The 15,939-nt window shown below is 45.8% G+C and carries 8 protein-coding genes; 2 read left to right on the forward strand and 6 right to left on the reverse strand.

All coding sequences use genetic code 11. The annotated features are described in order from the left end of the window. Positions 1-3: 3 nt before the first annotated feature. The 4 genes from BLV90_RS09435 to BLV90_RS09450 form a co-directional block, all read right to left on the reverse strand. Positions 4-945, reverse strand: coding sequence for a pseudouridine-5'-phosphate glycosidase (locus BLV90_RS09435; RefSeq protein ID WP_091739815.1), 942 nt, complete (start codon positions 943-945; stop codon positions 4-6). Further along, entirely contained in the window at positions 938-2,053 is a 1,116-nt protein-coding gene (locus BLV90_RS09440; protein ID WP_091739818.1) for a PfkB family carbohydrate kinase, read from the reverse strand. The genes BLV90_RS09435 and BLV90_RS09440 overlap by 8 nt, the downstream gene beginning before the upstream one ends. 56 nt (positions 2,054-2,109) lie before the next feature. Beyond that, a complete protein-coding gene (locus tag BLV90_RS09445; protein WP_091739821.1) occupies positions 2,110-4,548 on the reverse strand; it encodes a DNA internalization-related competence protein ComEC/Rec2 in 2,439 nt (812 codons plus the stop codon). A gap of 217 nt (positions 4,549-4,765) precedes the next feature. Further along, positions 4,766-7,138 (reverse strand): transglycosylase domain-containing protein, encoded by a 2,373-nt coding sequence (locus BLV90_RS09450; protein WP_091739824.1) that lies wholly within the window; start codon positions 7,136-7,138, stop codon positions 4,766-4,768. A 290-nt stretch (positions 7,139-7,428) separates the two neighbouring features. Between BLV90_RS09450 and BLV90_RS09455 the strand changes: the two genes are divergently transcribed. After that, positions 7,429-8,250 carry a YitT family protein gene (locus tag BLV90_RS09455; RefSeq protein WP_091739827.1) on the forward strand — a complete coding sequence of 274 codons (822 nt, stop codon included), beginning with the start codon at positions 7,429-7,431 and terminating at the stop codon, positions 8,248-8,250. 447 nt (positions 8,251-8,697) lie between these two features. Here BLV90_RS09455 and BLV90_RS09460 read toward each other — a convergent pair whose 3' ends face one another. Then, positions 8,698-8,940 (reverse strand): hypothetical protein, encoded by a 243-nt coding sequence (locus tag BLV90_RS09460; RefSeq protein ID WP_091739830.1) that lies wholly within the window; start codon positions 8,938-8,940, stop codon positions 8,698-8,700. 405 nt (positions 8,941-9,345) lie between these two features. Between BLV90_RS09460 and BLV90_RS09465 the strand changes: the two genes are divergently transcribed. Then, a complete protein-coding gene (locus BLV90_RS09465; RefSeq protein ID WP_177167982.1) occupies positions 9,346-15,231 on the forward strand; it encodes a carboxypeptidase regulatory-like domain-containing protein in 5,886 nt (1,961 codons plus the stop codon). A 141-nt stretch (positions 15,232-15,372) separates the two neighbouring features. Here the strand turns inward: BLV90_RS09465 and dcd are convergent, their stop codons facing one another. After that, positions 15,373-15,930, reverse strand: a complete 558-nt coding sequence (dcd, locus tag BLV90_RS09470) for a dCTP deaminase (RefSeq protein WP_091739837.1) — start codon at positions 15,928-15,930, stop codon at positions 15,373-15,375. Positions 15,931-15,939 lie beyond the last annotated feature (9 nt).

Raw genomic sequence — 15,939 nt, forward strand, 5'->3', positions numbered from 1 at the left:
TTTTCACTGCAAAACCTTTTTCTCACTGGAAAGTTGATGAAGTGCTACAGCTATATCCGCTGCTAGTCGGGCGTTATTTTTAACCAAAGCGATATTGGTCGATAAGCTTTTTCCTGCTGTTAGATCCTTCACATGACCCAGTAAAAAAGGCGTGACATCCTTACCACTGATCCCCTTGACTTTTGCCTCTTGCAACGCTCGCTGAATGATATCGTCCATCTCTTTCTCATCGAGTGCATTTTCTTCTGGCACTGGTTGAGCTAACACGACACCTCCTGTGAGTCCCATTTCCCACTTCACTTGCAACATCCGAGCGATCTCCATGGGTTCAGTTAAGGAGAGATTCACAGCATAACCGCTTTTACGGGAGTAAAAGGCGGGGAATTCCTCGGTAGCGATTCCTACCACGGGCACTCCCCGGGTTTCCAATACCTCTAGTGTCAAGCCGATGTCCAAGATCGATTTCGCTCCTGCACAAACAACGGCAACATTGGTACGAGCCAACTCTTCTAAATCAGCAGAGATATCGAGGGTATTCTCCCCCTCTCGATGGACTCCACCAATCCCCCCCGTGGCAAAGGTCGAGATCCCCGCCCACTCTGCAATAATCATTGTAGCCGCTACCGTTGTGGCTCCATCCTTACCTGAAGAGATTACATAGGGAAGGTCCCTCCGGCTCACTTTCATCACATCGTTGCTCTTCGCTAAGCGATGAATCTCTTCCTCTTCTAATCCCACACGCACTTTCCCATCCAATATAGCAATCGTCGCCGGTACTGCTCTCCGTGCTCGGATCTCTGCTTCTAATTCAAGCGCCGTCTCCACATTTTCAGGCCAGGGCATCCCGTGGGAAATAATTGTCGACTCCAGCGCAACGAGCGGACGACCTTGCTCCTTCGCTTCCTTCACTTCTCTAGACAGCACGATGATCTCATCATTAAACACGGTACTCTTCCTCCCATCGTTTCAACAGACCATCTGTTGTCATCATCGCCACTACGCTCATCTCCACTTCCAAGGTAGCCTTTGCCAAGGATGCACCTAATTGACACGCTTCTGCTAACCCTGTACCACGACACAACCCTGTGATTACCCCAGTGGCAAAAGCATCCCCGGCTCCTGTTACATCGATCACCTTCGCCTTACCTGCGGGTACCCAACCAACTGTACCCCCTGCCTCTTGAAAAACCGTTCCTTCAGCACCGAGAGTAACGACTGCTTTTGTAACCCCTTGGTCGATCAACCGCTGACAAGCCCGCTCCGCCTCGGCTTTAGAAACTACCTCTTGGTCCACAATTACCCCGATCTCATCCTTATTCCCAATTAATAAATCGACTCCTGAAAGGTCCTTGGGCAATCGTTTCGCCTTCGGAACAGAAACTGGTAAGAGACAGAGCTTCATGGATTCACTCTCGCCCTGACAAATGATCCAGTGGAGCACCTCCCTCGGTAGATTGGTATCGACAACGACCATCTCTGAGGACCGAATCTTAAACCAGCTAGCTTCAATCATAGAGATACTCATTTTCTCGTAAATTTCCATATCTGCTAAAGCCAACAACATTTCTCCTGCTGGGTCAAGCACTGCTGTATAGTTACCTGTACGATACCCTGCCACTTCTCGGCATAGACTAATATCGACTCCGCGTCTACCACAATCCTCTAACATGGCTCTCCCATCATCATCCTCACCCACAATCGTCATCAGGGCAGAGGGAATCTCAAATTGCGAAAGACTCTCCGCTACATTTCGAGCAACCCCGCCAAAGGAGCGACTGACACTGACTGGATTGGAAGTCCTCATCTCAAGAAGTCCATCCATGCGTGCCTTTTGGTCGATGTTTGCTCCACCGATACACACCACCCGTTCCTTATCTGCTAGCACATAGGCCCGGCCTAGAATTAGTCCCTGTTTAACTAGACCTGCAATCATCCCTGCAACCGCAGATCGGGATATACTCAGTTGATCTGCCAGGTCTTGCTGTGAAATAAACGGATTTTGCCGGATTTTATCTAGGATGAACCGCTCCTTGTCCTTCCCTTTCGGATCCACATCTGTGCCACCTCTCTATCTAACAAAAAACTTATGTTTTTAATCTAAACTTTTGTTTATTGCCCGTCAATTAAAAGATCCTTTGACATAGTCGATTCAATGCGCTGACCCTTTGGAGATATTCTCAACACAATCGCACCTTGCTGATCTGTGCGCCAGATATTACTTCCACTCATCTGTAGTCCTTTGATAACTTCTCGTGAGGGATGACCATAACGATTCCCCTCTCCTACAGAGATGACCGCCTCCTTTGGTTCAATTTCCTGAAGCCAATTTGTCCCGGTTGACGTCTTACTTCCATGGTGTGCTACCTTCAGCACATCGATGGGCGGTAGATCCCAGCGCTTCCGGATCGCTTCCTCTCCCCTAGCCTCCACATCTCCTGTAAATAAGATTTTGCTCCCACCTGCATCCAATAGAAAAACCACAGAATCATCGTTTGTGCTCGTCGTTTCTTTTTCATCTCCACTCTGAATACGAGTAGAGTCCGGGTGAAGAAACTGCCAGGTCACACCTGGTGCTAGTGAACGTGGGCCATCGAGAGAAGGTACGTGGAGTGGAATCTTCTTTTTTGCGAACTGCTTCATCAATGCTACTTCCATCCTTGATCCAGGGGGATGGGCATTTCGGATCACCCCTCCCACCGGAAATCGGTCTACCACCGCGGACAACCCTCCGATATGATCCGCATCCCCATGGGTCATGATGATCCAATCGATCTGCCTAATTCCTCGATAGTGGAGATAGGGGACAACCACACTTCTTCCGACATCGTACTCTCTTCGTTGTCGTTGCCACTCCTCCTCAGGAAAGCCCAGATTCCCTCCTCCATCCACAAGAATCACTTTTCCTTCAGAAGTCTCGATCACTGCACAATCCCCTTGACCCACATCAAGAAAGGTAACCGTTATTTCCTCTCCCCTAATTATATGAAAGGAACGATCAACAAATAGGATACTTCCAACAAGAAGCACTAGAGCCATTATTCGATGCCCTCGAATTCGAAGCAATCCTCCAGTCCAACTCCATAGGATATAACTAATCACTGCTCCATAAAAGGCATACCACCACCATGGGGGTGGAGCCAATGATTTTTCAAACCCCTCCCACGTAGCTAACCACTCAATGAAGGTAAGCGTACCAGACACTACCTTTGAGGATAGCCAGGCAGGTACAAAGGCAATCGTCTCATGAAAAAGAGAGAAGAACAAAGCACCATAACCAAGGGGGGTCACAACAGAACCAAGGATCGGCACCACGATTAGATTGGCCCACCAGGAAAGATAGGAAAAGACATGGAAATGAAAAAGAATAAACGGAAAAGAAACCAACTGAGCAATGATGGTAACTGCCACCGTTTGATTGAGTAACGACCAGCGAAAGGGAAGTATTTCAGATAACGGTGCTGTCGCTACCAAAAGAGCAAAGGTAACTCCAAAGGATAGCTGAAATCCCACAGAGAACAAAACATACGGGTCCCACCAAAGAAGGAGCAATGCCGCTAGACCAAGAAAGGAGAGACGATCTGGCCATCGCCTCCACCATAGCGCAACTAAGCCCAAGCCAGCCATCAGACCGGCTCGCACCACAGAGGTTTCCCCTCCAGTGAGCAGAACGAAGATGGGGAGACTACATAGAGTGATAAGAGCTGCCTTTTCTCTTGTCACTCCTATTAAAGAAAGCCCACCATAGACACATCCAACAAATATCGCCACATTGAAGCCTGATACTGCTAGCAAATGAACCAAACCAAGACGAGTAAAATCATCCTCTACCTGGGCAGGCACAGCTTCTCTTACCCCCAACAGCATTCCACTCATCAATCCAGCTGTCTTAGGTGGATACACCTCTTCTATCTGCTTTACCAAGGAAGTCCGCACCTGATCCACATAACGAAACATCCCACTGTGTGGGTCCTCTAGGCGAAGGCTTTGCCACCCTTTTATCTCCCCAACCCAATGAATCCCCTTGCGATAGAGAAATTCCTGATAGTTAAAGGCCCCCGGATTACGCACGGGATCGGGTCGCTTCAATGTTGCGATCACACTTACACCTGTTCCTCGTTCGATCTGTAGAGCTTTCCTCTTCTCCGTAAACGTTCGTAACCATAAGCGGAGGAGAATTCTCTCCCCCTTTAAATCGATCCACTTCTCCTTCGTTTGAATCTGATTTACCGCAAGTTCCATCTGCAATAAATCCCCATCTACCTTTGGTTGCGAATCGACCTTTCCTATGATCCTCCCTTCCGTGACTCCTTTCTCTAACATGGTGCTATTACTTTCATCCACCCAGGCAAAATGAAGCATACCAGCTAGACAAGCACTAACAGCTAAAAGGAGTGCTAAAAACCTCCGCTGATAAAAAACGATCCAACCACATGCCAACCACACAAGAATCGCTACCCAAGCTACCCACCTTATTGACAAGGAGAGCCATTGCTCCATAGCGATCCCCAGAATCCACCCCACCGCTATAACAAAGAAAGGCCGCGTCATATCCACCTCCAACTATCAATTACATATATAGAAATATTATGAAATTCGACGATTATCGACAATATCCCTGCTACAGCCGTATTAATGAACCCTTCTTCGGACACAGGAGGCAGTATAAGAAGCATCAACATACCTGAATGAAGCTAATACAAAAAGCCACCCTTTGCTAATAAGCAAAGGGTGGCTTATATGGATCAACACAACAACTATCGTTTTCTTAATCATCCTCAGGAGGAGGCGGAACTGGGCCTTGGCCATTTCCGGCCTGATCTCCGGTTCCATCCTGATCACTACTTGGTGGGTCTGTCGGTGTTCCCCCTGTTTGCCCTCCACCAGGACCCGTTCCAGGACCACCAGTTCCAGGACCCGGACCACCCGTCGTAGCCGCGGGCGTGCTTGGTGGACGACGTGACGGATTATTGATATTGTTCCCATCATCGTCATCGTCACTATCGTCCTTCTGCTCACTAACTTTATTACACTCAAAGCATTTATACGAGAGTGGCGGTTCTGATTTAAAGCGACTACCTATTGGAGAAAGCTCAGGGTTATTCTTTGTGATCGCATTAAAGATCGCTGCCCAGACAATGCGAGCCCGCTGATCACTAGGCAATCGATAATCATAATCATATCCAACCCAAACACCCAGTGTGATATCTGGTGTATAACCCATGAACCAGATATCCGCGGTACTGTTTGTCGTTCCAGTCTTCCCGGCTAGGTCGTATCCAGAGGTACGCGCCCCGACATAGGTACCGGTCCCTTTACGGACAACATCTCTTAACATATCCGTGGTCCAATAAGCAGCCTGTGGACTAAGGATCTGGATTGGATCTTTTTTATGCTGATAAACGACTTTGCCATTACTATCTTCAATTTTATCGATCATATAAGGCTCATTAAATTTCCCTTGGTTTGCCAGCATCGCATAGCCACTAGCCATCCGTTGTGGCGTAAAACCATAGGTAAAACCGCCAATAGCAGACGCTTCACCATCGTTTTCATTGATTGGGAAATTCATCTTACGAAGGTAATCCAGACCTGCCTGCACTCCCACCGCCCGTAATGCCTTGATCGCTGGAATATTAATCGATTTCATCAAAGCAGATCGTGCAGTCATCGGCCCATCATAGCGATGGGTATAGTTTTGATACACTCCACCACTATGGCTCAGCGGTTCATCGACCAACATCGATTCTGGGGAGAGTACTCCCTTATCGAAAGCAGGACCGAAATCCAAAAGTGGCTTAATCGAAGACCCTGGCTGTTGGGGAGCTGAGTTACCAATCGCATGGTTTTGCTGGTTCTCCTTAAAATTCCGTCCGCCAACAAACCCAAGCGTCGCCCCAGTCTTTGAATCGAGAAGAGTTGCCCCCACTTGTTCCTTGGCGTTCTTGATAAGATTTCCACCTGCCGTCCTATACGTGATAGGAGCAGCGTATAAACTATCATTTTTCGCTGCTTTATTCATCTCTTCATTAGCTTCTTTATTAATGGTGGTATAGATTTTGTAACCACCGGTGAGGATTTCCGTCTTATACCGTTGTAGCGTTTCCCCATATTTCCCTGCTTTGATCAATTTTTTCGGGTCATGCCCATCTGCTTTAAGCAAAATGCTGGCAGCTTCATCTTCTAATGCCATTGTAATATAGGGATACTTAGAATAAGCGTTATCCTCTGCCTTCTTCGCTAGTGACTTCTCAATGTCAAATTGTCTAGCTTTTTCGTATTGCGCTTTCGTAATCTTTTTGTTTTTTAGCATCTTGTAGAGAACCACTCTCATTCGATGCTCACCATTCTTGATATACTTCTTTCCTCGGAAGGGGTTGTACTCATTTGGCCGTTGCACCATACCGGCAATATAGGCTGATTGGGCAAGGTTGAGATCCTTTGCCTTAATGCCAAACATCCCCTGTGCAGCTGCCTGAACACCTAACATATTTCGGTTATTTACACCTTTACCAAAATACACACTGTTGAGATAAGCGCTCATAATTTCTTTTTTAGAAAAGAAGCTATCCAAACGAACCGCGAGTAAAATCTCCTTCGCTTTACGTGCAATCGTTTTATCACGGTTATCCAAAACAGCGTTTTTCACCAATTGCTGGGTGATTGTACTTCCACCAGTCTGTTCAGGAGCATTTTTAATTTTTTGCATTACAGCCCGCAAGAGGGAGCGAGGTACTACCCCATGATGACGAAAAAATTCCTGATCCTCTGTGGATACAAGTGCATTTACTATATAGGGACTTACATTATCCATCGTGACGACTTGCCGATCAGCATCCGCACGCAGACGCCCAATAGGCTTACCATCATCGAAAAAAGCCGAACTAGTCTGGCTCCACTTCGAAATCTTTTCTCTGAGCTCACTTTTGTCCCTCACAGGCTCTTTTTTGACCAGAGATGCGACATACCCTGTCGCCGCTCCCACTGATGCCATCGTTCCTACTGCGAGGAGTGTAACGACAACTAATCCTGCAAATAGAACCCCTCTTAACCATGGACGGGGCCGTTTTTTAGTTTCATTGTTTGTCATTTGTTTTTTCATTTTCTTGAAACGGGGAAATTTTGATTGTTGATCAGCCACCGCTCCAGCCCTCCTTGTGTCTCGAGAAATATTGTATCATAGGTTGGAAAATCTGGTTAGTTCGTTCTTGAAAAAAATACTCTGTGGAACAATCTAAAGTAGACAAGATTTGATTGCTTTCCTTTCCATTTCCGTGTTAGTATAATAGCTGTTTTGGGAAAAATAATCTATAAAAGACGGCACTTCAGTACATCCGATTAATGACAATCTCCCTTTTTGATTAACTAACCAATTATTGGATGATCCTAATCAAGCACTAGAGAATTTCTATTTGAAAGGAGGATATTCATTTGGCCGCTCGATTTACTCGTATTTTAACAATTTTTATTTCATCTGTCCTGATCGGTTTTGCTTTTAATATGTTTCTCCTATCCCACAAGGTTTTGAGTGGTGGCGTTGCTGGTATTGCCATGATCCTCGGGCTTCTCACTTCGGTTAATTCGGGAACATGGATCTTTCTCTTAAATGTTCCTATTTTTATTTTAGGTTGGATGAAGCTCGGAAAACGTTTTGTTGCTGTCAGCCTCTTTTCTGTAGCAGTCACGTCCATCTCCATGGGAATCATCCCCGTAACAAAAATTTCTGCTGATCCGATTCTCTCCTCCATCTTTGGTGGTGTGCTCGCAGGGATAGGAACGGGGCTTATCTTCCGTGCTGGTGGCTCTACTGGGGGTTTTGACGTCGTTAGCATGGTGTTAACCCAAAAGAAAGATCTTCCCTTAGGAAGTTTAATCTTTGGTATGAACGCGATTGTTGTTTTCATTTCTGGATTCATCTTCACTTGGGACCTCGCTTTATACACCATGGCTTCGATCTATGTAACGGGTCGAGTGATTGATGCCATCCATACTCGTCATATTAAACTAACCGTGATGATTATCACCTCAAAGGGGGATGAGTGTAAGGAAAAGCTTCTCTCTAGCCTTGTACGGGGGATTACCATTCTTGAGGGAGAAGGAGCCTACACGAAAGATAAACGACAAGTACTTATCATGGTCATCTCCCGGTACGAATTGACTCATGTTAAAAAAATGGTCGCAGAAATTGACCCTCGCAGTTTTATTAACATCACCCAAACCGTAGAAGTGATGGGATATTTCCGTCGCACCTAAGGATTTAAAAAACCACCTGGATTGAAGTGACCCCGTCAAGTAGACAATAGAAAAAGAACCTTTTTAAGCGGCGATCTTTTCTCGGTATTCCACAGGGGAAAGGTCGCCAAAATTTTTTCTGAAACCGTCTCTCGTTGTAGAAGGTATAGTAGGAATGTTGCATGTGAATGCCTAAGATGTGCTCTTGTAACCTAGCCCGAGCGAGAAACTTGAGCCACTCGTAATAGATGCTTGGATAGTCCTTTTTCCATACGGAGACGGATAGCCTTGGTTTTCGTCTCTGGGGAATACCGATGAAACTTTTTGTCCCTTTTTAGCCATAAGAAAATCCCCCTCCAATAAACAATGATTTTTGTCCATCTTAACAGATGGACTTTTTTCACTGTCTACCTTTAGGGGAAAATATCAGATAGGTGGTTTTTTTAATCCAATCCAAAACTATCCAACTCAAGAATATCTCTGTTCAACTGAGTGCTTAGGTGTCGCAGCCAATTCGTCCCCATAGAGAATCCCCATCTTATCTGTTACATAGACACGACGATGCTGGAACGTATAAGCTTCCTTAATATAAAGACGCGTCACTTTCCCAAAAGAATGAACGAGACGCAATTCATCACCGGGTTCCATCCTATTAAGGATAGGACCAGTCGGAACACCATCCATTATCAATTTGCCATGAAAATCTGCCATATAGATCACCTTCATATTGAACATTTAGAATTGACGCACGAATTTGAATATCCTTTTTATTTATATTCGCCGACTATTCTAGTACTCTTATACCCTTTTCACCACAAAAGTTTGTGAATAATCCTTGAACATTGAACCTCCCCCACCTCCGCAACGCTGATAGGGTGGAGGATTCTTGGTAATTCCCATCTACTTACAGGATATACTCCAAGCTTAGACCGTCGTTCCAACGGAAAAAATCCTTAGTCCTGTCACAGTTGTCCAATTGTACTCAACCCAAAATCAGCAACCGTGACATCCCCTAATAATGGAAATCAAAGTATCCACCTTTCTTAGGTTACCTACTAGGTGTTTCATTCATATAGTGAAACGATGATGATCACGAAACTTAAGGGAGTGACGAGCATGCTGTTCCCTGATGCTGCGCAATTCCGACCCATCCCTTTTCGAGGGTCAGTTCTCTTTGACCATATTAGGGATGTAAACCCCAAAGAGACCGACATCGTAGGTACAAGCCAGTTTCCCGCCGCGTATTATGCCTACGATGGGTCCAATTCTTTTTTCCGACTACGCCTTAATGCAGACCCACGCTTAAAAACAGGATTTTCTCCATTTTCCTGGGGACTCTTATTTGAGACCGATGGAAACCCTGCTACTTATGAATGGGTACTCTCCATAGACGGGGCAAACGAACGATTAGTCCTTATCAAAAACACGGATCCCAAACCGAATACCTGGAATGATCCTGCAGGAGGAACCAACGGCAAAGGAGCACCCAACTTTAGTCTCCCCATTATTAATTATGACCTTGCTCGGGTCACCCCTGCGGACTCCACATTTGATGGTGACCCGGATTTCTTCCTTGATTTTTTTATCCCCTCGGCTACTTTATTTTCCTTCCTTGGCATCACCGCTGCCACCCAGATTCGCATGCTCTTCTTTACAGCAACCAACAATAATAACTTTAATAAGGATTCGCTCCAAACCAATGAAGGGTTTGCCTTTCAAGATGCTTCATCCGATTTACTTACCTTTAATCAAGGGGATGTACGGGCCAAATTAGCCGTAGATAAAACCATTCTCACCGGACCTACTACCATTACAGCTGGACAAATTACCTCTTGGTCTGAAAAAGTCGTCGTAACCAACACAGGAAAAAGCACTGCTAATACTACTTTTGTACAAATTCCACTGAAATTAGAACAACTATCCATTGTCCAGATACAATCTTCTAGCATAGGATCTGCAGTTTTTACCCCTCTTACCAAAAGCATCAGCTGGAATATTGGTAACCTCGATGCAGGCGTCTCCGCCACCCTGATTTTTTCATTTTCAGGGACCATCAAGGTAACGGGCCAACAGTTAATTGATGAAGCTACTGTCACAGGAGTCGATAATTTTACAGGCGCCAACACAACCCAGGTGTCTGACCAAGTTTTTATTACTGTTAATGCCGTTCCTGGCACAGGTAATATATCTGGATTCATTCTCGATAAGGCGACGGGTCTGCCCCTCACAGGAGCCACAGTTACCTTATTAGACGTAGGAAATAACCCGATAGCTTCCACCGTTTCAAATGAGGGGGGAAGCTATGGCTTCACCAATGTGTCACCCGGCTCTTACACCGTAACAGCAACCCTAGCTAATTATGCCCTTGGTAGTAGTAGCGCCCAGGTAACAGCCGATGCTGGGACAACCGTTAATGTACTGGTCCCACCTCTCCCTGCCACAGTAGATGGTACCATCACGGGACAAGGAATTGGCCCATTACTATTAGCAGAAGTCCGTCTTATCGATCCCTTAGGCATCGTGTTAGACACCACGACTACTGGATTAACTGGTTTTTACACGTTTACTGGCATAACCCCCAACGCCTACACTCTCAGTGTCAGCTTTCCTAATTTCCAATCTACTACAAGAGCGATTATTCTCGCCCCTAATGAAACAGAGACACAAGACTTCAACCTCCTTGCTAATCCCGCTAGTGTCTTTGGGACGGTAACCAACCAATCCACTGGGTCCCCCATCGTAGGTGCTCAAGTGACTATTATTGATATTGCTGGAGTTATCATCACAACAACCATAACCGATGGAAGCGGTAACTATACCATCAATAGTTTAAGTCCAGGCGCTTATCGCATCCAAGTGAGTGCAACAGGATTTTCCACCATATTCCTTAGTTTGGTTGTTACTCTTGGCAGTGCCCAACAACGCAATATTTCCCTTCCTCCTAATTCGGGAACTCTTTCAGGAACAATCACTGACAGTATGACTGGAGCGCCACTTGCCAACGCAAGTATAAAAGTGGTAGGGCCAGAAGGCTTCACTGTGGCGGAAACCCTCTCTGCTTTAGATGGAAGTTATTCTGTGACAGGACTTCAACCAGGCGTTTACTCTGTCACCTTTACAGAAGAGGGCTATGCCTCTAAAACCTTTTCTGCAACTATTCATTCGGGGCAAACCACCACCCTTTCTGTGACATTAAGTCAATTAGCAGGAGTTTTCTCTGGTATTGTCCAAGATGATGCAGGCAATCCCATTTCGGGAGCCACAGTACAGGTTTATCTAAACGATGTCCTCGTGGCTTCCTTCATAACAGAAGCAAATGGGAGGTTCTTCATCCCTAATATTTCCCCAGGTAACTATACCGCTGTCGCCTTTGCGGAGGGCTTTTCCCGAGTCTCTGTAGGGATGATTATTCAACCTTTCATGGAAACGATCCAACAACTTATCCTTGCTACCAATCCCGGTACATTAGTCGGCTTAATAACAGATACATCTGGTAATCCTATCCTAGGGGCTGGATTAAATGTGCGGACAGATATAGCAACTGGACCCATCATCGCCCGAGGGTTAACCGATGCAAACGGCCGTTATTCGATCCCTCTACTTCAACCTGGTACCTATGTGGTAACAGCAGTTGCAACTGATTTTCAATCGGTCTTTAGTGGGGTTGCTATCCGTTCGGATCAAGAAACATCGATTAACTTATCCCTCCTCCCCAATCCCGCATCCATTCAAGGAACGGTCCATGATATGAATGGAACACCCATCACTGATTCAGGAAATATCTTGATTCGTGTGTTAGATTCTGGTGGGGCGTTGGTAACTTCTACTTTTAGCGATAGTAATGGACAGTATCTCATTGATAAATTAGCTCCAGGGAACTATGATGTCTTGGTCACAGACGCTGGTTTCCAGATCAGCGGGGGAAGCATCTCCCTCTCCCCTGGAGAAGTAGGAGAGCTCAACTTTTTTCTTCCACCTAATCCAGGGACTATTGTTGGAACAGTCACTTCTTCCTCAGGCACTCCCATTTCCGGAGCAACAATAAGGGTCACGGATAGAAATGGGGTATTCATCTCCAGTACCCTTACGGATGATCAAGGGAGTTTTCTTGTCAACGGTCTATATCCAGGGGATTACAACCTCGATGGTCTTGCTACTGGTTTCCAGAATAGTACCATTGGGGTGGTTATACTTGCTGGGGTAACCTCTTCTACCCCACTTACTCTACAACCTAGCCCCGGTGCTCTTCAGGGAACGGTGACTCCTCAAACCAACGGTGCACTTGTTAAAGTATACACAGAGGATAATATCTTTCTTTTCACTCTAGTAACGGATCCTACTGGAGATTTCTTTATAGATCTTGCTCCAGGAGCCTATATTTTAACAGCGTCCGAGTCAGGATTTATCACTCAGCGCATCGGTGCCGTTGTAAGAGCAAATGAGACGACCACGGTTGAAATCTCCCTTAGTCCTGAACCCTCCAGCGTCCGCGGTCGCATCACCGATCCCGATGGCATACCCGTTAATCAAACTGTCATCCGTGTCATTGATCTCAATGAAACCGTCCTCGGCACTGCCTTTGCAGATAGTAACGGCAACTATACAATCGATGGCCTTCCCTCGGGGATCCGCATTATTCAAGCAAGTTCCCCCACCTTTACAAATACCTTTGATACCATTACGCTATTACCCGGCGAAACACTTTCGGATGTCAATTTAATTCTTCAGCCCAATCCTGGACAAATTAATGGTCATGTAAATGATTCGGAAACAGGATCTTCGATCTCTGGAGCTACCGTTTTTCTGAGAGATACTGAAGGGGCCATTATCGGTACCGTCACCACCAGCGTGTTTGGAAATTACATTTTCCCGGATCTGAGTCCAGGAAACTACGATGTGATTGCCTCCGCTGATCAATACGATTCAAGAATCATCGGTGCTTCTGTATTAAGCAATACAGAAACCAGTGCCAATATCACTCTCACCAAGCTTCTCGGGAGTATATCGGGGCAAATTTTAGGTGGAACAGGCACTCCTATTACCGGGAATAACTTACAGGTTCGTCTCTTTGACAACCATAATCAACTCCTACGCTCCATTGTCGCTCAATCCGATGGGACTTTCCTCTTTGACAATTTACGTCCAGCAAATTACTTGATAAACGTGACTATTCCAGGTTTCGTACAAAATACTGCTTCTGCCATTGTTCCTCCCAACACAACGACAAGTTTAACTATTACGGTAGAGAGGCGACCTGCAACCCTTACCGGCCTAATTATCGAGGCTAGTACAGGGCAACAAATTTCTGGTGCAGAACTCAGTTCATCCAAAGAACTGTCGGAATTCGCTCAGAGTACAGAACAACTTATTTCCGGTGCAGATCTCAATCTCTATACCATCGATAATGTCATCCTAGCAGGAACTCTTAGTGGTAGCGATGGACGCTTTCTTTTTGAGCGCCTTCCTGAAGGTAGTTTTAATCTAACTGCAACCGCTAATGGATTTGGTGAGAGTTCGATCGGAGTTGTTCTTTCTAAAGGAGAAACTACCGAGACAACCATCAATTTACAACCTAATCCAGGTTCTATGTTTGGCTTTGCCACTGCATTAGACTCAGGGGAAGCCATCCCTGGTGCGACAGTACGTCTTTATGATTCAGCAGGTAGCTTTAATTCAGCCACCGTAACCAGCAATCAAGGAGAATATTTGGTTGGGGATTTGGTTCCTGGTACTTATGTCGCCATTGCATCCTCGCCTGGGTTTCAAAATCAACTTGGCGGCGCAATTATTGAAACAAATCAATCGACACGCCTTAGTTTTTCCCTTACCGCTTTGCCAGGAGCAATTGAAGGAACGGTCATCAATGCAGAAACTACTCAGCCCCTGCCTGAAGCCAGTATCAAGGTACGCCCCTTCAATTCATTTGGAGTAAGTACAGATACGACCCTCTCCAGTATCAATGGGCAATATGAATTTACCGAGTTATTACCTACCAACTATGAACTCGTTTATAGTAAGTCTGAATTTAACGATGTAACCAATTCAGGTTCTGTATCGCAAGGGGAAACGGCAATCATCGATGTTGCGCTCAGTCCCCAGCGGTCCGATCTCCTCCCCCCCACACCTCCTACTCCACCTACTCCACCTGAACCACCCTTTCCACCCAATCCCGTCAGCTTGGGTGCCATCGAAGGCACCGTACGTGATCGTGATACCCTAGAACCTCTCACAAGTGCCAAGGTAGTTATTCTCAACTTCAATCAATCGGTGTTATTTACTAGTCAAACCGATGAAAATGGTTTTTTCCGATTTAATCAACTCGGCCTAGGAGAGTATACTGTTTCCGCTAGTAACCCTGGCTATGAAAACAATATAGTGTTCCTTGAATTAACAAGCAGTACAACAGAAACCATTAACCTTCTTCTCTTCACCAACCCAGCGAAAATAGTAGGAACCGTGCGCAATGAACAAAATCAAGCATTTATTGCTGGAGCTACCGTACAAGTACTAGATACGACGGGCATACTGATTAGTGAAACCGTAACAAACGGCCAAGGGAACTATTCGGTCTCGGGAATCGGAACAGAGCGAGTCGCTTCTACTGTATCGGTCTCTAATTTTGGATCCGCTGCAAAGTCAGCAGCACTTAAATCGGGGGAAACAAAGACCGTCGATTTTCTCCTCTCTCCCCTGTTTGGCTCACTACGAGGAACCGTACGAGATGAACGGCTCCTCCCTATTTTCAATGTCCGTGTACAGATTTTCACGAATCCAGTCAATCCACCGGCTGGCTCCGGGCGAGAAGATGAACCTGTATTAATTCGTTCGGCGACCACAAGTGCTGATGGAACATATTTTGTCAGTAATCTTGCCCCTGGTTGCTATATTGGTGAGTACTCCTTCCCCAAAAAAGAGACAGCAATTCGTCGCTTTTGCATTCAAGCAGGAGAGACCACTATTGTCGATGTGATTCTCCACGATGGGGATAACGAGGAAGAGTAATTCTCCTCGATACCGCCTATATCCCTATTTCCGCAAAATTTGAGCTGAATAGCCCCCCTAAAGGAAACGAAAGAACCCTCTGTATGAGGGTTCTTTCGTTTCCTTTAGGATAGCTTCGTTCACCAAACTTTTAGAAAGAACTTAAATTCGGGGCAGTGTGATTCCGCGCTGATTTTGATATTTCCCCTGCTTATTACGATAAGAGACCTCACACACTTCATCACTTTCAAAGAACACCACTTGGCAAAGACCTTCATTGGCATAGATTTTGGCAGGCAAGGGGGTGGTGTTGGAAATCTCCAAGGTGACATGACCTTCCCAACCCGGTTCAAAGGGAGTTACATTGGTAATGATGCCACAGCGAGCATAGGTAGACTTGCCCACACACATAGCCAGAACGTTGTCAGGAATACGAAAGTACTCTACTGATGTAGCTAAAGCGAAGGAGTTGGGCGGTACAATGGCTACTTCTCCTTCAAAATCAAGAAAAGAATCCCCATCGATTGCTTTGGGATCGATCACTGGCATCAGTGCATTATGAAAGATTTTAAACTGGGTACCGACCCGAAGATCATAGCCATAGCTGGACAATCCAAAACTAACTGCTTCCCCTTTGCCTACATTACGATCCACAAAGGGTTCGATCATTCCATGTTCTTCAGCCATTTTACGAATCCATTTATCTGATTTAATCGTCATTCTGTGCGC

The organism is Marininema mesophilum (assembly GCF_900106775.1).
Taxonomy (GTDB): domain Bacteria; phylum Bacillota; class Bacilli; order Thermoactinomycetales; family DSM-45169; genus Marininema; species Marininema mesophilum.